15 protein-coding genes, 1 other RNA gene and 1 pseudogene are annotated in these 21,268 nt (G+C 41.5%); 5 read left to right on the plus strand and 12 right to left on the minus strand.

The features are described from left to right. Positions 1–247: 247 nt before the first annotated feature. Positions 248–1,451, plus strand: a pseudogene (locus tag H5201_RS17450) (IS256 family transposase). Between the two features lie 3 nt (positions 1,452–1,454). Here the strand turns inward: H5201_RS17450 and H5201_RS17455 are convergent. The 5 genes from H5201_RS17455 to H5201_RS17475 form a co-directional block, all read right to left on the minus strand. Next, positions 1,455–2,063: a TniB family NTP-binding protein gene (locus H5201_RS17455; protein WP_259398831.1), complete on the minus strand. Its 609-nt coding sequence runs from the start codon at positions 2,061–2,063 to the stop codon at positions 1,455–1,457. Between the two features lie 2 nt (positions 2,064–2,065). Further along, positions 2,066–3,889, minus strand: a complete 1,824-nt coding sequence (locus H5201_RS17460; RefSeq protein ID WP_182785132.1) for a Mu transposase C-terminal domain-containing protein — start codon at positions 3,887–3,889, stop codon at positions 2,066–2,068. After that, the gene (locus tag H5201_RS17465) at positions 3,882–4,511 is read right to left on the minus strand and encodes a TnsA endonuclease N-terminal domain-containing protein (protein WP_182785133.1); all 630 of its coding nucleotides are present in this window, start codon (positions 4,509–4,511) and stop codon (positions 3,882–3,884) included. Before H5201_RS17465 ends, H5201_RS17460 begins: the two co-directional genes overlap by 8 nt. A gap of 133 nt (positions 4,512–4,644) precedes the next feature. After that, positions 4,645–4,741: signal recognition particle sRNA small type (gene ffs / locus H5201_RS17470), an RNA gene on the minus strand. 140 nt (positions 4,742–4,881) lie between these two features. Further along, complete coding sequence (locus tag H5201_RS17475) at positions 4,882–5,757, minus strand: DUF3014 domain-containing protein (protein WP_182761945.1); 876 nt, start codon at positions 5,755–5,757, stop codon at positions 4,882–4,884. A 184-nt stretch (positions 5,758–5,941) separates the two neighbouring features. Between H5201_RS17475 and H5201_RS17480 the strand changes: the two genes are divergently transcribed. After that, the gene (locus H5201_RS17480; RefSeq protein WP_182761947.1) at positions 5,942–7,087 is read left to right on the plus strand and encodes a patatin-like phospholipase family protein; all 1,146 of its coding nucleotides are present in this window, start codon (positions 5,942–5,944) and stop codon (positions 7,085–7,087) included. Between the two features lie 14 nt (positions 7,088–7,101). Here the strand turns inward: H5201_RS17480 and H5201_RS17485 are convergent, their stop codons facing one another. Continuing rightward, entirely contained in the window at positions 7,102–9,078 is a 1,977-nt protein-coding gene (locus tag H5201_RS17485; protein ID WP_182761949.1) for a cation:proton antiporter, read from the minus strand. Between the two features lie 150 nt (positions 9,079–9,228). On the opposite strand from H5201_RS17485, the gene H5201_RS17490 reads away from it, so the two are divergent. Continuing rightward, entirely contained in the window at positions 9,229–10,125 is an 897-nt protein-coding gene (locus H5201_RS17490) for a diguanylate cyclase (RefSeq protein WP_149982978.1), read from the plus strand. 48 nt (positions 10,126–10,173) lie between these two features. Here the strand turns inward: H5201_RS17490 and H5201_RS17495 are convergent, their stop codons facing one another. The 6 genes from H5201_RS17495 to lpxB form a co-directional block, all read right to left on the minus strand. Continuing rightward, positions 10,174–10,521 carry a hypothetical protein gene (locus tag H5201_RS17495; protein WP_182761951.1) on the minus strand — a complete coding sequence of 116 codons (348 nt, stop codon included), beginning with the start codon at positions 10,519–10,521 and terminating at the stop codon, positions 10,174–10,176. After that, a complete protein-coding gene (gene tilS / locus H5201_RS17500) occupies positions 10,518–11,825 on the minus strand; it encodes a tRNA lysidine(34) synthetase TilS (RefSeq protein ID WP_182785134.1) in 1,308 nt (435 codons plus the stop codon). The genes H5201_RS17495 and tilS overlap by 4 nt, the downstream gene beginning before the upstream one ends. A 107-nt stretch (positions 11,826–11,932) precedes the next feature. Further along, complete coding sequence (accA, locus tag H5201_RS17505; protein WP_145240508.1) at positions 11,933–12,889, minus strand: acetyl-CoA carboxylase carboxyl transferase subunit alpha; 957 nt, start codon at positions 12,887–12,889, stop codon at positions 11,933–11,935. Between the two features lie 16 nt (positions 12,890–12,905). After that, positions 12,906–16,397 (minus strand): DNA polymerase III subunit alpha, encoded by a 3,492-nt coding sequence (gene dnaE, locus H5201_RS17510; RefSeq protein ID WP_182718677.1) that lies wholly within the window; start codon positions 16,395–16,397, stop codon positions 12,906–12,908. Beyond that, positions 16,397–16,993, minus strand: a complete 597-nt coding sequence (gene rnhB / locus H5201_RS17515; RefSeq protein WP_145240504.1) for a ribonuclease HII — start codon at positions 16,991–16,993, stop codon at positions 16,397–16,399. The genes dnaE and rnhB overlap by 1 nt, the downstream gene beginning before the upstream one ends. Next, positions 16,983–18,140 carry a lipid-A-disaccharide synthase gene (lpxB, locus tag H5201_RS17520; RefSeq protein WP_182785135.1) on the minus strand — a complete coding sequence of 386 codons (1,158 nt, stop codon included), beginning with the start codon at positions 18,138–18,140 and terminating at the stop codon, positions 16,983–16,985. Before lpxB ends, rnhB begins: the two co-directional genes overlap by 11 nt. A 378-nt stretch (positions 18,141–18,518) precedes the next feature. On the opposite strand from lpxB, the gene H5201_RS17525 reads away from it, so the two are divergent. Together H5201_RS17525 and cydB are read left to right on the plus strand one after the other, a co-directional pair. Continuing rightward, positions 18,519–20,120, plus strand: coding sequence for a cytochrome ubiquinol oxidase subunit I (locus H5201_RS17525; RefSeq protein WP_182718679.1), 1,602 nt, complete (start codon positions 18,519–18,521; stop codon positions 20,118–20,120). After that, a complete protein-coding gene (gene cydB, locus H5201_RS17530) occupies positions 20,117–21,256 on the plus strand; it encodes a cytochrome d ubiquinol oxidase subunit II (RefSeq protein WP_145240499.1) in 1,140 nt (379 codons plus the stop codon). The genes H5201_RS17525 and cydB overlap by 4 nt, the downstream gene beginning before the upstream one ends. Positions 21,257–21,268: the final 12 nt, after the last annotated feature.

Raw genomic sequence — 21,268 nt, forward strand, 5'->3', positions numbered from 1 at the left:
CATCATCACATTGAGATAATGCTTTTTCAACCGCTTGAACTTTAAATTCTTGTGTAAATCGACGTCTCATTTTTATCTGCCTCTATTAAAAGTTAGAGGCGACAACTATCCTGACACAGGGGGAAAGCTACTCCCCTTTCAGTCTGGATGATTAATAATCCAATCGCTTCAACGTTACTGATGTTGACACGGGAGTGTTCAAAAATCTGTGTCATTTGATTAAACTGATAAAAAACAGGAATGACACATGACAAATCAATTCAACTTCGAAGATGCCGTTAAAGCGCTTCAATCAGGTAAAAAGCTAAACGGTAAAGATGGTGTACTTACATCACTTATCAAACAATTAACCGAGTCAGCGCTCCAGGCTGAGCTTGAACATCACCTCGCTAATGAGCAGGCGCCTAACCGTAAAAATGGCTTTAGCACGAAGACGATTAAGTCACCTGCTGGCAATTTTGAGCTAGAGACGCCTAGAGACCGCAGTGGTAGCTTTGAGCCTCAGCTCATCAAGAAGAACCAAACGACATTGAGTGACGAAATAGACTCAAAAATACTCTCCATGTTCAGTATGGGGATGAGCTATCGTGATATTAATAAGCACATTGAAGATATGTACGGCATGAACGTCGCCACTGGCACCATCAGTGCTGTGACCGATAAACTTATTTCCAGAGCTTAAAGCATGGCAACAGCGCCCTCTCGATAGTCACTACCCGATTGTGTGGCTTGATGCTATTCATTACAAAGTCAAAGAAGATGGCCGTTATATTAGTAAAGCCGTTTATACGTTATTAGGGCTAGATATTCATGGCAAAAAAGAAATACTTGGCTTGCATTTATCCGAAAATGAAGGCGCTAATTACTGGTTGTCGGTACTTACCGACTTAAATAATCGAGGCGTTAAAGACATACTAATTGCATGCGTTGATGGGCTAACAGGCTTTCCAGAAGCCATTGCAGCTATATTTCCCGAGACAGAAGTTCAATTATGTATTGTTCATCAAATACGAAATTCAATGAAGTATGTCGCGTCAAAGAATCAAAAAGCATTTATGGCCGACTTAAAGCCCGTTTATCGCGCATCAACAAAAGAAGCAGCAGAGATAGCACTTGATGAGCTGGAGGCTAAATGGGGGGACGCTTATCCGCTAGTGATCAACTCATGGCGTAATAAATGGCATAATTTATCAGCCTATTTCAAGTACCCTGAGCCTATACGTAGGGTCATATACACAACGAATGCGGTGGAAGCAGTCCATCGTCAGTTTAGGAAATTAACGAAAACAAAAGGCGCTTTTCCAAATGAAAATAGCTTGTTGAAGTTGCTTTATGCTGGCATATTAAATGCTACCGAGAAATGGACAATGCCCATACACAATTGGAGCCTTTGTTTATCTCAGTTGGCAATTTATTTTAAAGGGCGTTTAGATAACGTGCTCGATCTTTAAATTTTAAGCTGACACAGAATCTTGAACGCCCTCTACTAATAAACGCGATGACCATTGAGGTTCGTCTGCTATTTTTTCTGCCCACGGCATACCTACCAAGACAATTGATACACCCGCTTCGTCATTAATATACTTTAATCTGTTAGCAATCTCGCGGCGTTTTTTACCTTGGTTGTGCTCAATTAGCTCTTGAAACTCATCAATAATTATAAGCTCTGTACCAGACGTTTTTAGGCATTTTATTAATGATGTCGTTAAGCGAGTGCCGTTTATTCGTAGCTTACGCTCTGTGCTGCCTACTTGACCTAAGTCTTTAAGAAGCTCGGCTAAAGTAGATTCTAGTGTCGGGTTGCTGGGTATGCGGCTTACTAATACAGGGTGATTCATCACTCCATTAATAAATTGCGGTAAATGGCGTTCTTTATACTGTTTTATTAGTGCTGTTTTACCTGTGCCTGTATCGCCATTTAAAAGCATGCAGGGCTTTTCCCCCGCTAACCCTTTACCAAGTCTTAATCTGTCGAAGTCGTTAAATACAGTGGTTATTATTGGGTATTCAATAAATACATCGCGAAATTCATTTAGCTTTTCTTTTTGTTTGTCAGTCAGCATAATTAAAATCCATCTAGGTCTGAGATAAAGTCATCCCAGCTATCAGTTACTTGCTCTTTAGATGTAACCTTTTTGGGTTCTACTGGCTCGCTCTGCGTGATTGATTTTTGTGAATCACTACTAACATTTTGATGCTTAGCTAGCGCTTTACCGCCTTTTACTTTTGAGTGTTTTGGCGCATTTTTTAACGCTTCAAACTCGTTTTGAATTTTATTATGAATAAACATACGCGCTTTTGCTAAGCCTACATTATCGATAGAGCCCGAAATAAAATCGCGATGAATACGTATATTTATTTTGTGCTGATTCAAACTTAAATTTTGGGTGTAACCGTTTGGATCTATGCATGGCACTTTTATATAATGCTCTAGCTTATCAAGGTAAACATATATATAAGAAATATCATCGGGGTTTAATTTAATTAAAACTTCTTGAGATACTTTGTGGCTAAACTGCTTTCTATAGTTCGCCAGTTCAGTACTGTCGTAGCTTAAGTTTTCTAGCTGTATCCCACCTTTACGAAGCACCCGATGGTTTGAAATACTGAGCACAACATCTAGTTGTTGAAGATCAGCATCACTAAGCATTGTTGGTGGTAACGTACTAAATCCTTGCTCCCATAGTTGGCTAGGTATGTACTTGAAGCGGCTGTCGGCATCTTGATGGTAAACGTCTACTACCCATTTATGAAATAACTGCATAAAGGTCGTAAAGCGCATGATTGCATCCTTTTTGGGATTGTATTCATGCTTTTGTAAAATGTTAGAAAAGGTTTTACCAGGAACAGGGTCTAATAATTCAGTATTAATTGTACCGAACATGCGTTCTACAAAAGGTTTTAACCAGGGCTTTGCGACAGGATTATATTGAGTATTAATGCCTATTTCTTCGCAAGCAAGTTCAAGGCTGTTACTCCAAAATTCAGCGCCATTATCAACAACAAGTGTTTCAATTTTACCTGCACACTTCCACTCATTAATCGTATCGGGATATAGTTTGACTACTTCACTTTTAGGTTTCATCGCATTTAGCATTGCTCGCCTTACTGCATCATAGCAGGGCTCGCTGAAGCTAAAGTAGTAGCCAACAACACAATGGCTATACACGTCGACTAACATGGTGAGTGTTGGCCGTCCAAGTGGAATATGTAGCTCATCATCTAATAAAATAAGATCAAGCGGTGTATGGTCAATTTCAACTTTTTCGAGTACTCGGGTAGGCCGTGTATGCCCTTCTACTTTATTAAAAGCAATATCAGCAAGGCGCTTACCATAACGAGCAACCATCACGTCGTATTGCGGTAAATTATCGATTCTATTTTTAAATGCTTTGTATGTTAAAGGCTTTAAAACACTGTCTACAACACTGTCGTTTTCAATAATAACTAAGTCTTTATAGAACTTGTAAGCCGAAGCCACCGATGGTTTTTCTTTTACTAAGTAACGCTCAAGTGCCTTTTCAAAAAACTTATCGGTGGCTGTATCGCGCTCCCTGTTACCCTTTTTTTGGTGGCTTGGTATTAGCGCCATGATATTTTTATCCGCATTGGTATAAGCGCTATACCATCGTGCTGCAGTTCTCCAACTAGGCTTTTTTTCTCCCTCAACTTCAGGCATTACTTTTAATAAAGGCTCAAGGTTTTTTTGTGTCCAACCGCCTTGAATATTAGCCTCAAGCCATTGAATATATTTAAGCTTAGCAAATGTTGTTGTTTTAATTTTTTCAGGAAGGGCTTGTAAGTCTTTAGCGTAATTTTGAGGTGGTTTGGCTGCTACTTTTGGTAATGGCTGGTTAAATTCATCTTCAAACAAACCGTCATTAAACATTGTTAGACCAAATTGCTGTTTCTATTGATATTTCATTTGTAGTTAAGTCGGCAAATAACTGCCCTAATGATAATAAACGTAACACCGTAGCAAGTAACTCACCGGCAGTTACTTTTAAAAAGCTAACTAACTGGCCTACTTTGATAGATCCGTATTGCTTAACTAGTTCTAACACTGATGCTTGCAGCTCTGTTAGAGACTGAAAACCAGAGTAGCGATGCAAAAGTTTTAAGTTATTGAGTGTTGGGTATACACGGATTTGCTTATCAGTAACCAGTATTAAATCGCGTCCACCTTGCTTAGCGATAGATTGCTTTTCAATAAAACGTGCACGAAAGTCTTCATCAGCAATTTGGCTTTGCGGTTTTACTTCAATAAATTTTTGTGTACCGTCTGTGTGGGTAAGTAAAAAGTCAGGCGTGTAAGGGCAAATACGGTTATCGAACTCATATTCGTAACCTAGTGGTTGTGCTTCAAATGCGGCTATTGAAGGTGAGAATTCAAAATGGAAACAAGCATCAAACTCTAGAGAGGATTGAACTAAACAAGTAGATTTATTTTTTTGACTAGCAAATTTATGATTGTGATTAATTGGAGAGTTTTTGATTTTTTTTACATACATGTGAGTCAACCATCTAACCATTTGGTTAAATACTAGACTATGCCACCTTATACTTCCAATTTATGCCATCTTTTAGTACAAATATGTCAACTTATACTTCAAACAACACCCAAATGAGGAATTTGGGTGGCAGTCTTACCAGCCACATCTCGGCACACACGTCACAAACTGTGGCTGCTCCCTTCCGGGCCTGACCAGGTTCGCCTGCTAGTGTTGCGAGAGGACCAATAAGACTACCATTGAGGGCCTTGGTTGGCGCGGGAGGGATTATCTCTACTTTTGCTGTGTTATTCAAGGGGAAACACAAAAAGAAAGTGCGATTGCATATTAAACATACAACCGCACTATTTTTTAAACGATTTAAGTAAGATTATTGATTATCTAACTCTTTTTTTACGTTACGTAGTACAGCTTTTATTTTTTTCATATTTTCAGGGCCCATGCGTAGCAGTTGTTTTTGTGCCGCTGGTAGGCGTTCCCATTCTGAGTAAGCATATTGATAAGTGACTGAATCACGTAACAGTGGCATATCCCCTTTTGGCTCTGGGGTATCCAATAATAGGTCTATCGCTTCTTCAAGTGTTTGATTAAATGCATCACCTTGATAGCCTATTTCTGTATACGCATCATTGATCAGTGGTTTGTACTCATCATATAAACGTACGATTTGCGCTGCGCTCATGCTAGTAAAGATTTTTACATAAGGGGTATAACGCTCATAGCTGTTTGGATCAATGGTAAGAATATCACCCTCTACCACACTAAAGCCTTCTTCTAACTTAATAACGGGAGTGTGTTTTTGCGCAATTTTACCTTTGGCAAGATTATCTATAAATACCACACCACGGCGAATAACATCGTCGTTTATAACCAAACTCATAGCGGCATCACTTAGGTATTCGTCTAACTTAGCAACAACGACAGGATCGCTTTCATCAAGAGTAGGTAGTGGCTCTACTTGCGGCTCAGGCTCTACTGGGCGTGGCGTTGGCACGGCTAAATCAGCAGGCTTTTCAGGATTAACAGATGGGGCATTAACAACCGGATCGTTCTCTGGTTTTAGCTCCATCATGGGGCGCTCTGCTACGTGTTGCTCAACTTCGGTTGCTGATTGTGACTCATCACTTGAGTTTAATAACACAAACGCTGCAGCAATAATGATAATAATTAAAATGATGCCTGCAAATAAAAGGTTATTATTCGGTGGACGTTTTTGAACATCTGACGCTGATGGTTGATCTGACATACGAACTCCATAAATATTAAAATGCGATAACAGTAAGAGTACCCTAAATGGATTTAATTCATAGCCTACACTAATAATTATTAACGTAGCTAAGGTATCCTTTGATTCTTCTAGCTTAAAGACTTACAGTTAATAAATAAAGTAAAGACGCTTAACCGCTTAATTGCAACGACGAAACTCAACTATGAAAATCAAGCAAATCGATAAAAACAAACCTAAAGTTGCTCTGTTACTGACCGGTGGTGGTGCACGTGCCGCTTACCAAGTTGGGGTTCTTAAAGCGCTCGCGCAAAGTATGCCGCGTACCGCCCCGCTACCATTTACTATTATTAATGGTACATCTGCCGGAGCGATCAATTCAGCCGCGCTAGCAAGCTATGCTTCATGCACCCATTTGGCGGTACGTAAACTGGAATCTGTTTGGAAAAACTTTTCTACGTCAATGGTATATAAAAGTGATTTTATCAGCGTGTTTGGCCATTTAATGCGTAACATGCTGACCAGTTTTCAATCTGAACATATTAATCATCCACCAGCGAGCTTGTTGAATAATCAGCCTTTACGTAATTTACTTAATGAAATTTTAGATTTAACTCGCATTGAGCGTAATTTACACCGTAATTATTTAGATGCGCTGTCAATCACCGCATCAAGCTATACCACGGGTGATTCTGTGGCGTTTTTTCAATCTAATACACAATCACCTTGGCGGCGCGCTAAACGCGAAGGCCAAGCGACCCGTATTAACGTTGAACATTTAATGGCGTCCAGTGCAATTCCTATGGTGTTTCCGAGCGTAAATGTATACAACCACTACTTTGGTGATGGCTCTATTCACCAATTGTCGCCACTGAGTCCATGTGTCCATTTAGGCGCTGAAAAAATATTTATTATTGGTGTTGATCAGCCCAAAGAAGCTCATCCACCGGGTTATCTCCCTCACTTCCCAGGGTTATCCTCAATTGCGGGCCATTTGCTCGACAGTGTGTTTACCGACACCTTACAGTCAGATCTTGAGCGCCTTGAACGAATTAACCGAACTTTAGGTTTGTTACCTGGGCGTGATAAACACCAAGAATTAAAGCAAATACAAAGTTTTGTGATCAATCCATCAGAAAACTTTAATGCCATTGCCGCAAACTATTACAGTGATATGCCTTTAGCCATTAAAATATTACTGCGCATGATCGGGGTTAAAAAACGTTCTCAATCGAGTTTAACCAGTTACTTATTGTTTGAAAAACGCTATACCCAGCATTTGATTGAAATTGGTTATAAAGATGGTTTAGAGAAACTGCCGCAGATACGCGAATTTTTAGAGCTCGATTAACAGCGAACTATTCACTAATCCGTACCATCGAGTAAATAGCACTCTACCCGCTCTACTCGTCGAGGTTTACCTTGTAGTACAAGAATATCTCCGGCGAGTAAAATAGTGTGCAGCGATGGACTATCAATTTCACGGTCTTTGCGCCGTAATGCTCGCACTGATACTTTACGTTTTTCGAGATTTAATTCATTAATATTTTTAGCAACCGCAAAGGCGTTTTCTGGCAGTGCCATAACGTGTAAATACTCAAGCCGCTCGGCGTTATTTTCTTCACTATCAAATTGATCTCCGGCAAAAAAACCATGTAAAAATTGGTAACGGTTACGCCGCTCTTTGCTAACCCGCCTAACAATACGCGACATTGGTACGCCCGACATAGATAACACGTGCGACACTAACATTAAGCTCGCTTCCAGCGTTTCGGGCACCACCTCAGTCACGCCAAGCTCTTTGAGTGCTTCGAGATGACTATCATCGCGCATGCGTACCAGTATTTTCACGTCAGGAGCTATTTGCTTTATCGCATCGATCACGATTTGCGCATGTTCAAAATCGGTGAAAGTAATGATCACTAGTCGAGCTCGTTCGACTCCTGCTGATTTTAAAATATCTTTTTGTTTTACATGACCAAAAATAACGGGCTCTCCAGCTGCTTTGGCCTCTTGAACTAGTATTGGGTTACTTTCAACAGCAACGTACTCTATTGCTTCTGGCTTTAAAAACCGCGCAATAGTTTGCCCAACCCGAGAGAACCCACAGATAACTACATGGTTTTGATACAAAGTGCTACTGTTAGGCTGTTGCTGCCACTCACCGTTGGGATTTTTTAATACCCCAAGTTGTTTTAATAACCAAGGCGTCGATTCTATTAAATAAGGTGTTAAGCCCATCGACATGACTGCAATAGCGATTAAAAATGAGGCGTGATCTAAAGCTAATAATTGGTGTTTAGTAGCAAGCGCAATTAATACAAAACCAAACTCGCCCATTTGCCACAGCATGATGCCTGCTGCAATTGCATCTTGTTTTCGCTCGCCCATCAGTTGCGCTAAAAAAGTAATAACACCAATTTTTAATACTAGCATTAGCGCTAATGCAGCCACTATCCAATACCATACGCCAAACACGTATAAAATATCGAGCTGCATGCCGACAGTGACAAAAAATAGGCCCATTAAAATATCGCGAAATGGTCGAATATCGGCTTCTAACTGATGTCGGTACTGGCTTTCGCCGAGCATCATTCCTGCTAAAAATGCGCCCAGCGCCATCGATAAGCCAAATAAATACGTTAAGCCTGCGGCAAATAAGGCAACCACTAAAGTAGTCAAAACAAACAATTCATCGGTGCGCATTAATGCAACTTCGCTAAAGACTTTTGGCAATACCCACTTGCCTATCATCCATAACAACAAACATACAAACGCGCCTTTAGTTAAAGCGAAAGTCAGCGCCCAGGCAATGCCTTCAGTACCACTGCTTTGGGCCAGTAAAGGTAAAGTAATCAGTAACGGCACCACCGCAATATCTTGAAATAATAACATTCCGATAGCAAGCTGCCCTCGCCGCTGTTTAAGTTCGCCGGTTTCTTTAAGTAATTTAACCACCACCGCTGTTGATGACAGCGCCATTAATGTCGCGATAGTAAAACTACTCAGCACAGACAAATCCATCAGCAATAAAATCAGCATAAACACAATACTTGTGACTATTACTTGCAACGTGCCCAAGCCAAATACAATATTGCGCATTGCCATTAAGCGGCCAACAGAAAACTCCAGCCCTAAACTAAATAATAAAAATACAATACCAAGCTCAGCTACAAAATGTATTTCATGACTTTGCGCCATCCAGCCAATGCCATGACTACCCGCTAATAAGCCAGTAGCAAGGTAAGCGAGGATCGGCGGTAAGCCAATGCGCTTAAATAACCATACCAGCACCACAGCAGCCAGTAATAAGCCAAATATTTGAGCCAATACACTTTGCAAATAAACCTCCTATTTATATTATTGCCATACCGTCAAAATTTTAGCTGCTTAAGAGTTAACTATAGCAACTATCTGTTTTTCAGCCAGTTTGGAATAGTGGCACAAAAATCGCTTAGAAAAGTAATAACAAACTCCTAGGGGGAGAAAACCATGGAAAATGTCCATATTTTGACGCAGCGCATCTCAGCACGTGGCGAGTTCCTGCCGTTTTCGGCAGAGCATTACCGTAATAATGAGCCCGCAGCTATCCATAGTTTGCTCGAGAAACTGCAAACAACGTTGAACATAGAAGAGCTACTAACGATTTATGCTGAACACGCAAAGCAGCTTATTAATTTTTCAGGCTTGCAGTTTCAGTCATCTCTTGGGGTGGCACAAATTGCTAATAGTGATAACAGCAAACCGCCATATTCATTTAATTTAGACATAAATAATGAACATTTAGGACAGCTTATCTATTTTTGCCAATATCCGCTTTCGGGCAATATTGAACAAAAGTTAGTTGGCTTACACTGCGCATTGGTTTACCCATTACGCAATGCATTAATGTATAGCCGCGTACTAAAACTAGCGACTAAAGACACCTTAACAGGGCTTAATAATCGTAGTCAGTTTGATGCTATTTTGACGCAAAAATTAGAGCGCTTTCGCCGCCATCATCGTCCATTTAGTTTAATGTTGTTAGATTTAGATAACTTTAAACAAGTTAATGATAGCTACGGTCATAAAATTGGCGATGACGTATTACAAGAGTTTGCCAACGTTTTATGCAGTAGTATTCGCGGCACAGATTCTGTATTTCGCTTTGGTGGCGATGAGTTTGCGGTATTAATTGATGATCCTGAATTTACCACAAATAAAGTGATTGCTCAGCGAGTGATGCAGTTAGTGGCGCAGTCAAGTTTAATGAAACAATATGAAGTCACCACCAGCATTGGATTTACCTTGGCAAACAGCAAAGATTGTGAGAATGAGATTTTTGCCCGCGCCGATAAAGGTTTATACAAGGCCAAAGCATCAGGGCGTAACTGCGCGAAAGCGTATTAATTAAAGGTAAGCCTAGTTCCCCCGCTAGGCCTTACTTTGATACTTATACTAACTTTTTGACTTGACCAATAACTTATAGCCTAATAGTGCTAAGCAAAAACCAAAAAAGAAACCACTAATTAGGTATAACAAAGCAGCCATGCTGGTCAGTGGTACAACAATGACCATTAATAATGGAATACTCACCCCAACAATAAAAAATAGTCCGCCTTTACCTAACCAGTACGCAATTAAAATAATCGCACACACCAAACCACCTGCAACCGAATACGCTAACGTTAAAAGCGCCAGCTCAAACATTACCGTGGCAATGCCCGCTACAACGGCTGTAACTATAAGCCCTAACGGCGCTTTATTGACTAGTGATAAACCAACGTGTGGCTGTGACGTTGTCATGTTTTTATCTCCCAAAATATACCTTTTTCATCGGCGTGTTCTGCACTTATAAAATGCCCTACGACATAAACCAATTCCTCATTATAAAAAATTAGTGGCACATTAGCACGTAACCATGGCGCTACTTTGGCATCTTTAAACCAATGTTTAATGCTGTTGTGGCCCGGTTTTTTAAGCGGTTTAATACGCGCCTGTGGGCAATTAAACTGAACAGAAACGTGTTCATCAGGCAATGGCTTTCTAACTCCTATACCTGATAATTGTATGAGGGTACGACCATCTGAAAGTAACTGTTTTTGAGCAGTTAGTGATTGGCTGTCAGGAACGGTTGTTTCACGTACAAAATATAAAAAGTTTTGATGCCGGCGTACTTGCCCTTCGGTTAACTGAATAAGTAGCTGCGCATCAGCTTTTGCTGTTAAACCTTGTGTAAGTATTTGCTGAGTTTGTTGTTGTGATGGCATAAGCGTCGTAAACTGCCCAAGCCAACAACGCAAAACATTTGCTTGGCGCGCAGCGCTAAAATTTGCTAGCTGTAAACAACTTAACCCTTGCTGGATGTTTTGGCATTGGCTTAAATCTAACTGAGTGTATTCATCAAGTACATCTTGCTGCTGTTGAAGAAGCTTAACACTGCGTGCTGCGCTTTTCTCAAAGCCGCTAAATCGTTCACTTAATAGAGGTACTATTTGCTGACGAATAAAGTTGCGATCAAAGCGCTCATCTGTATTTGAATCATCGGTAATATGCTCAAGCTTAAACTCGGTAGCAAATTGTTCAATACTGTGTCGTGTGCTGTTCAGCAGTGGCCGTAAACATTCTCGCCCAGAACTCAAGGTGCGAGTTTGCCGCATAGATGCTAAGCCTTGTAATCCTGAGCCGCGTTTTAGCCTCAGTAAAAACGTTTCTAGTTGATCATTTAAGTGCTGCCCTAGCAAAATAATACTGCCGCTTGGGCTATGCTGATCAAGTGCCTGATACCGAGCATCGCGGGCGAGCTCTTCTAGACTCGTGCGTGATTTATTGGTGATTTTTACCTGAGCCGAGTAAAAAGGAACTTTTACTATTGCACATAGTTTTTCGCAAAAATGCTGCCAATCGTCGCCATACTGACTTAAACCATGATTAACATAAACTGCGCTTAATTGCAGTTGCGGTATTTCAGCTTTTAGCGCATTCATTATATGCAGTAATACCACCGAATCCACACCACCAGAGAGCGCTACCGTAAATGCGGTTTTGTGCTCATCGGTATAAGGCGTAATGGCATTTTTTACTTGTTGGTATAACGATGTTGTTTGCATGAGTAACCATCAACTTAAATTTAGTAGTGCTCCAAGCTCCAAAGCATTCTAAAACAAAAAAGCCGCAATAGCGGCTTTTTTTCATCAATTTGGTTGTTTTGTTTATCTTAACAATAACCAAACGACATTAAACGTTTATAGCGTTGATCAAGCATCTCATCCAGTGACAGAGCTTGTAAATCAGCTAAATCGCGCTTAAGTTGATTTTTCAGGTTACGCGCCATACCTTCGTAGTTACGGTGTGCGCCACCTAATGGCTCTTCAACTAAGCTGTTGATCAAATCAAGCTCTTTAACACGCTCAGCGGTTACACCCATCGCTTCTGCAGCAAGAGGTGCTTTATCAGCGCTCTTCCACAAAATTGATGCACAACCTTCTGGTGAAATCACCGAGTAAGTACTGTACTGCAACATGTTAACGCGATCACCTACACCAATGGCTAGAGCACCACCTGAGCCGCCTTCACCAATAACCGTACAAATTGTTGGCACTTTTAATGCTGCCATCACTTTAAGGTTACGTGCGATTGCTTCAGATTGGCCTCGCTCTTCAGCGCCAACACCTGGGTATGCACCTGGGGTGTCGATAAAGGTCATAATTGGCATTTTAAAACGCTCTGCCATTTCCATTAAGCGTAATGCTTTACGGTAACCTTCAGGCTTTGGCATACCAAAGTTGCGTTTAATTTTTTCAGCTGTGTCACGGCCTTTTTGTTGGCCAATAACCATCACTGGTTGACCTTCAAAGCGTGCAACACCGCCTAAAATTGCCGGATCATTCGCAAAAGTACGATCGCCAGCAAACTCGTCAAATTCCGTGAAAATACGCTCGATATAATCTCGAGTATAAGGACGCAACGGATGACGGGCTAACTGAGAAACCTGCCAAGCACCTAATTTAGAGAATATTTCCTCTTTCATTTTAGCGCTTTTCTCTTTTAATCGACTGACTTCCTCTTCTAACTCAAGGTCTAAATCGCCAGCGCGGCTTATATTTTGTAACTCTTCAATTTTTGCTTCTAACTCTGCGATTGGAAGCTCAAAATCAAGATAATTGAGGCTCATGCTCTAAACTACCTAATTAGTTAAATTCTAGTTCTACATCTTGCGCCGCCATTAACGATAACTTATGAATTAAGTCATCACTAGGCGTAACACACCATTCTGTCCCGAGGGTTAACTGTGCCAACGCATCTGGACGCTGATAGTAAACCTTAATCGGACAAGTACCAAACTTATAAGGTTCGAGTACTTTTTGTAATTTATCGAAGAAGTTGGCTTCGATTTGCACCATATTTAGCGTCATTTTAATCGCTTTAATACGTTTTTCGCGCGCTTGCGCGATGGTGCATATGTCTCTGGCGGTCATTGTAATACCACCGGAGAAGTTATCAAAGCTGACCTGTCCAGATATTACCAAGATATTGTTGATTTGCAGCATATCTTGGTACATTTCAAACTGTTCTGGGAATAAGCGTACATCAATACGGGCACTCTTGTCATCTAAAGTTACAAGCCCCCAACGATTTCCCTTTTTATTTACTAGTGTACGTGCAGCTATAACAAGGCCTGCAGCGGTTGATTGCACATCACGATTAGTTGGCTGTAAATCCACTAATTTACCACTGGTGTAATATTTCAGCTCTTTACGATACTGATTTATTGGGTGCCCGGTTAAATATAAGCCTAAGGTTTCTTTTTCCCCATCAAGCCATTGGTTATCAGTCAGTGGCGTGGCTTTTATAAATGCTTGCTCGACTTCATCCGGCTCTGTCGCTAATAAACCAAATAAATCAGTTTGCCCTAACGACTCTGCTTTATGATGCTGATCAGCCGCTTTCATCGCATCTTTTAAGCTTGCCAATAACGTAGCACGCGCTGGTTGCGTTTTCTCGGGACCGAGTTGATCAAGCGCACCGGCGTAAATAAGTTTTTCGGTTACGCGTTTATTGATACGTTTTAAATCTACCCGCGCACAAAAATCGAATAGGTCTTTAAATGGCCCACCGTTACTTCGCGCTTCTAAAATTGCATCTACAGGCGCTTCACCCACGCCTTTGATAGCACCAATACCATAAACAATTTCACCCTTGAGGTTTACTGTAAACTTATAGGCACCAGCATTTACATCAGGCGGTAATAAAGTGAGCTTCATGTTCTCACATTCATCAACCAAGGTGACGATTTTTTCAGTGTTATCCATATCAGCCGACATCACCGCCGCCATAAATTCAGCAGGATAATGGGTTTTCATCCACAGCGTTTGGTACGATACTAACGCATAGGCTGCGGAGTGTGATTTATTGAAACCGTAGCCTGCGAACTTCTCTACCAAGTCGAAGATCTTAATCGCCAGTTCGCCGTCAATGCCGTTATTTCGCGCACCATCTTCAAATGTTGAACGCTGTTTTGCCATCTCTTCTGGCTTTTTCTTACCCATTGCACGACGTAACATATCGGCGCCACCTAGGGTGTAACCTGCCAGTACCTGAGCAATTTGCATTACTTGTTCTTGATACAAGATAATGCCGTAAGTCGGCTCCAAAATAGGCTTTAAGCTTTCGTGTTGATATTGTGCATCTGGATAAGAAATTTCTTCGCGACCAAGTTTTCGGTCGATGAAGTTATCTACCATGCCTGACTGCAATGGCCCGGGACGAAACAAGGCTACCAAGGCGATCATATCTTCAAAGCAATCGGGCTTTAAGCGCCTTACTAAGTCTTTCATACCACGGGATTCAAGTTGGAATACCGCGGTAGTTTCTGCTCTTAATAGCAGCTCTATACTCTTTTTATCATTCAGTGGAATGGTGTTGATATCTATTGACTCTTTGCCCTCTCGGGTTAAGCGCTCATTAGTCATATCAACTGCCCATTGCAAAATGGTCAGGGTTCGCAGACCTAAGAAGTCAAACTTTACTAATCCTGCGGTCTCTACGTCATTTTTATCAAACTGAGTAACCGGAAACTTACCTTCATCGTCACAATACAGGGCGGCAAAATCAGTAATTGTAGTCGGTGAAATAACCACACCACCGGCATGTTTACCAGCGTTACGTGTACAGCCTTCAAGGATGCGACACATATCGATTAAGTCTTTTACTTCTGTATCGCCATCGTAAGCTTCTTGCAGGCGTGGCTCAACATCAAACGCTTTTGCCAACGTCATGCCGGGATCGCCTGGGATCAGTTTTGATATACGGTCAACAAATCCGTACGGGTGGCCAAGTACTCGGCCAACATCGCGTATTACCGCTTTTGCTGCCATAGTACCAAAAGTAATGATCTGTGATACCGCGTCTCGTCCATATAGAGCCGATACGTGATCGATTACTTCATCGCGTCTATCCATACAGAAATCGACGTCGAAATCCGGCATTGATACACGTTCAGGGTTCAAGAAGCGCTCGAAAAGTAAATCAAATTCAAGCGGATCAAGATCGGTAATTTTCAGCGCGTAAGCCACTAACGAACCCGCACCTGAACCACGTCCTGGACCAACTGGAATATTGTTATCTTTACTCCACTGGATGAACTCCATTACGATCAAGAAGTAACCAGGGAAACCCATTTGGTTAATTACATCGAGCTCGATTTGCAAACGCTCGTCGTATTCAACACGTTTTTCTGCTCGGTCCGCTGCATCAGGGAATAAAAACTGTAGGCGCTCTTCAAGACCGTCTCGGGATACTTTCACCAAGAAGTCTTCAATTTTTAATGAGCCGGTTGGATAATCTGGTAAGAAATACGTACCAAGCTGCACCGTCACATTACAGCGTTTGGCGATTTCCACACTGTTTTGCAGCGCTTCTGGGATATCACTAAACAGCTCAGCCATTTGTGCTGGGGTTTTTAAGTACTGCTCTTCAGAGAAGCGCTTTGGTCGGCGTTTATCATCAAGCGTATAGCCGTCAAATATTGCTACGCGTATTTCGTGGGCCTCGAAGTTTTCAGGCTTCAAAAATACCACTTCGTTGGTAGCCACAACTGGCAATTGCTCAACGGTTGCAAGCTCAACCGCTAAGTGTAAATAGTCTTCTTCTTGTGTACGCTTCGTACGTATCAACTCAATATAGTAGTTATCACTAAAATGCTGTTTATAAAAACTAACCACCGACTCAACTGTGGCTGGGTTGCCTTTTAATAGCGCTTTACCTAAATCGCCATCTTTGGCACCAGAGAGTAAAATAAGCCCTTCTTTGTGCTCAACTAACCAATCTCGTTCAATAACAGGGCGATGAAATAAATGCCCACGTTGATACGCTTTAGAGATTAAAAGGGTAAGATTTTTATAACCGACATTATCTTTAGCTAAAATAACTAACCGACAAGGCCCTTCTGGAAACTCTGGGCTGTGTAACCAAAAATCAGCACCAACAATTGGTTTAATACCCGCATTATGAGCGGTGTCATAAAAGCGCACTAAACCACATAAGTTCATTTGGTCGGTAATGGCCAATGCCGGTAATTGTAATTCCTGCGCTTTGGCGACAATCGGTTTAGTTTTCGCTAAACCATCGACCATTGAAAAGTCTGAATGTACCCGTAAATGCACAAAATCTGGAGCTGCCATTACTTCTCCTGCATCGCCAGTACACGTTGTACTGGTTTAAAGCTTTTACGATGTTCACTAATGGCGCCGTACTGCTCAAGAGCAGCAAAATGTGCCTTGGTTGGGTAGCCTTTATGACCTGCAAAACCATATTCTGGATAGCGTTTATCAAGCTCAATCATTTCATCATCACGGGCAACTTTAGCAATAATGGATGCTGCTGAGATCTCTGCCACTAGACTGTCGCCTTTTATTACGGCTTGTGCCGGCATACTGAGCGCAGGTAGGCGATTGCCATCGACAAATACAAACTCAGGGGTGGTACTTAAGCCTTCAACCGCACGAGTCATTGCCAGCATAGTGGCATGGAGAATATTTAACTCGTCGATTTCTGTGGGGCTACATCGGCCAATGGACCAACACAGCGCTTTTTCTTTGATCTCAATTGCTAGTGCTTGGCGTTTTTTATCGGTTAACTTTTTTGAATCCGCAAGACCAGCTATCGGTTTAGCTGGATCGAGGATCACCGCAGCGGTCACTACATCGCCAACTAATGGCCCACGGCCGACTTCATCAACGCCAGCGATAAAGCTGAGGTTAGGTCGTTCAATTTGCATCTATAATCTCCGCAACAGCAGTGGCTGCTTGCTCACTAGCATTTAAGCGTATTTGCTGGTGAATGGCTAAAAAACGCGCTTTTAACTCGCGATTATCACTATTTAGCATTGGTTCAAGGGCGTTCGTTAGGTTTTCAACACTGCAATCATGCTGCATAAATTCAGGCACTAGCTCTTCGTCAGCTAATAAGTTTGGTAACGAAAAGTATTTAATATTAAAAGTGAATAAACTTTTAAAAATACAATAACTTAGGGCTTTTATTTTATAGCCAACCACCATAGGTTTTTTATAAAGCATCCCTTCCAGGGTCGCGGTACCTGATGCAATTAAAATCACATCTGCCGCTTGCATTGCAAGGTTCGATTGCCCATCCAACAACTGAATATTTAGTTGTGGCGCTGTAGCTGCCAAAATAGCACTAAATTGTGCTTTGCGTTGCTCATTTACTAATGGCACCACTATTTTTAAATCAGGATTTTTAGCTTGTAGCCCGGCCGCTGTTTTAAGGTAAGTTTCACTAAGCAACCCTACTTCTGAGCCTCGACTACCTGGCAATAATGCCAGTACTTTATCATCAAGGCTTAAACCCAATTGTTGACGCGCTGCGCTGTCGTCATGCTCAAGGGCAATATCATCAGCCAGTGTATGGCCAACAAAAGTACATGGCACATTATGTTTATCGTAAAATGCTTTTTCAAACGGTAATAAAGCCAGCACCATATTGGTTGCAGCGCTGATTTTGTGGATACGTTTTTCTCGCCATGCCCACACTGATGGACTTACATATTGAATCGTTTTAATCCCAGCATCTTTTAACGGCTTTTCAACCCGTAAATTAAAGTCAGGTGCATCAATACCTATATAAACGTCTGGCGGGTTATCAATAAAGTGTTGGACTAGTTGCTTGCGAATTTTTAATAACCGCGGTAATCGGCCTAGCACTTCCACTAAGCCCATTACAGCTAACTCTTCCATATCAAATAAGCTACTACAGCCTTGCGCCTGCATTTTCGGCCCTGCAATACCTTCAAAAATGGCATCAGGGTAGCGCTGTTTCAATGCTTTAATTAGGCCTTCACCTAAAATATCACCAGAGAGCTCTCCAACTACAATCGCTATACGTAGTGGCTGTTTATCTTTATTCATGGCTGTTTTTTATTCACAAGTCAACAAGACGGTCATAGGCAGTAGTCTAGCTTGTTTTACTGCGCGATTAAATGACACACCCTGAATAAATTAGAGAAACCTTCAGCAACGTACCTTTACTGATACAATCAGAACTATTTGCCTGTTTTTCAAACATATATTGGTAAATAGTTAAGCTCTGTGTTTCACTAACTAAAGCCGATTAAAAAGCGTCGCATTAATCATAATGGGGTAATATTTATCCATGTTGTGATTGACAATAATTAACCAAAAGAGAATAATGCATAAAGTTTCAATAATTACTGAAACTTAATTAACTAACTTTTGCTTACTTTATTTGTTTTGTGACTCGCCCGCACATACAAGGAGCTATAAAAAATGATAGATGAAACCTTTGTGGATCTATCGCGATTACAGTTTGCTGTCACCGCCCTGTTTCACTTTTTATTTGTACCACTGACTCTAGGTATGACCTGGATTTTAGTGATCATGGAGTCGGTTTATGTAATGACCGGCCGAGAAATCTACCGTGATATGACCAAGTTTTGGGGTAAACTATTTGGCATTAACTTCGCCATTGGTGTAGCCACAGGCCTTACCATGGAGTTTGAATTTGGTACTAACTGGTCTTATTACTCTCATTATGTGGGCGATGTATTTGGCGCTCCCCTTGCGATAGAAGGGTTAATGGCATTCTTTTTAGAATCGACCTTTGTGGGTATGTTCTTTTTAGGCTGGGAGCGGCTCAGTAAACGCCAGCATTTAGGTGCAACCTTTTTAATGGCTATTGGTACTAATATGTCTGCGCTGTGGATATTAGTCGCTAATGGTTGGATGCAAAACCCTGTCGGTGCTGAATTTAACTATCAAACTATGCGCATGGAAATGACGAGTTTTGCCGAGCTTGTGTTTAACCCTGTCGCACAAGTTAAGTTTATTCATACTGTGTCTGCGGGCTATGTTGCCGCATCCATGTTCGTATTGGGGATCAGTAGTTGGTATATCCTTAAGGGCCGTGATCTCGCTTTTGCAAAACGCTCTTTTTCAGTCGCTAGCGGCTTTGGTTTAGCCTCAGTATTGTGTGTTATTTTACTTGGCGATGAATCAGGCTATGAAGTCGGTGAAGTACAAAAAGTAAAACTGGCAACCATTGAAGCTGAATGGCACACCGAGGAAGCACCCGCTGCGTTTACGTTAGTTGGGATCCCTGATTCCGATAAACAAGTGACCCATGCTGCCGTTAAAATCCCGTATGCACTAGGCTTAATAGCGACCCGCTCGCTAGATGAGCAAGTCATCGGCATTAATGATTTAGAAAAACAACACGAAGTGCGTATTCGTAACGGTATGATCGCTTATAAATACCTTGAAAAACTGCGCAGTGGTGATGACTCAGCTGAGAATATTGCTAAGTTTGACACCCTCAAAGCTGATTTAGGCTACGGCTTATTGTTAAAGCGTTATACACCAAATGTAGTGGATGCAACTGAAGCACAAATTCAGCAAGCCGTTAAAGATTCGTTCCCTCAAGTAGGCCCGATGTTTTGGTCATTTAGGATCATGGTTGGCTGTGGTGTGATTATGCTGGGCGTATTTGTATTGTCTTTTTATTACAATGCACATCGTGTGATTGAACAGAAACGTTGGTTATTGTGGGCTGCGGTGTGGAGTATTCCTCTACCTTGGATAGCAATCGAGTTTGGCTGGATAGTTGCAGAGTATGGCCGTCAGCCGTGGGCAATCTCTGAAATACTGCCGACCTTTTTAGCGACCTCGTCACTGACTGTCAATGATATTTTAATAAGCTTAACCGGCTTTATCGTATTCTACACCGGCCTTGCTATTGTCGAGGGCTGGCTGATGCTGCGATTTGTAAAAATAGGACCAAGTTCATTGCACACTGGTAAATATCACTTTGAACATTTAGATGACCATACTAATGGCGACCAAATAACTGACGAGCAAGGAGCAAAATCATGATTTTCGATTATGAAACGTTAAAGTTACTTTGGTGGGTTATCATCGGCGTATTGTTAATTGGTTTTGCAATCACCGATGGTATGGACATGGGCGTGGCTATGCTTATCAAGTTAGTTGGTAAAACCGACAGTGAACGCCGTGTGGTGATCAATACGGTAGGTCCACACTGGGATGGTAACCAAGTATGGTTTATCACCGCAGGTGGTGCCTTATTTGCAGCGTGGCCGATGGTTTATGCGGCTGCATTTTCGGGCTTTTACTTTGCTATGATGTTGGTATTGTTTGCCTTATTTTTTAGACCTTTGGGTTTTGACTATCGCAGCAAAATTGACTCTCCACGCTGGCGTAACAATTGGGATTGGGGCTTATTTGCTGGCAGTGCCATTCCTGCTCTGGTATTTGGCGTGGCCTTTGGCAATCTGTTTTTAGGTGTGCCATTTAGTATTGATGAATACCTTAGAACCAGCTACCAAGGATCTTTCTTTGCATTATTAAATCCATTTGCCTTATTAGCCGGCTTGATCAGCGTAACTATGTTACTTGCCCATGGCGGTATGTGGTTACAGCTGCGTACAGACAGTGATGTTGCTCGTCGCTCAGCGCAATATGGTCGTTATGCACTGTTAGCATTCATCGTGTTATTTGCTGTTGCAGGTATTTGGATTGCTAATCTTGATGGTTACCAAATAATCTCGATGGGTGATACGCAAGGCTTTGCAAACCCACTAGATAAAACAGTAACCACCTCTGCAGGTGCTTGGTTAAACAATTATCAACAAATGCCTTTAACTATGCTGTTCCCTGCGGTCGCTTTTTTAATGGCTGCATTAGCGTGGATATGTTCAAAAATTAATAGACCGGGGCTGGCATTAATAGCAACAAGCTTAATGCTTGGCGGTGTGATCATGACGGCTGGAATGTCTTTATTCCCATTTATTATGCCATCAAGTAATCACCCTGATATTAGTTTAACAATATGGGATGCGGTTTCTAGCCATAGAACATTGAATGTAATGTTTATTGCAGTAAGTATTTTTGTGCCACTTATTTTACTTTACACCACATGGTGTTATGTGAAAATGTGGCGCAAAGTAACCGTAGAAGAAATTGAAAATAACAGCCATGGCAGTTACTAAGGAGATTTGATC

It is taken from the genome of Pseudoalteromonas sp. SG43-6 (genome assembly GCF_014164365.1).
Taxonomy (GTDB): domain Bacteria; phylum Pseudomonadota; class Gammaproteobacteria; order Enterobacterales; family Alteromonadaceae; genus Pseudoalteromonas; species Pseudoalteromonas rhizosphaerae.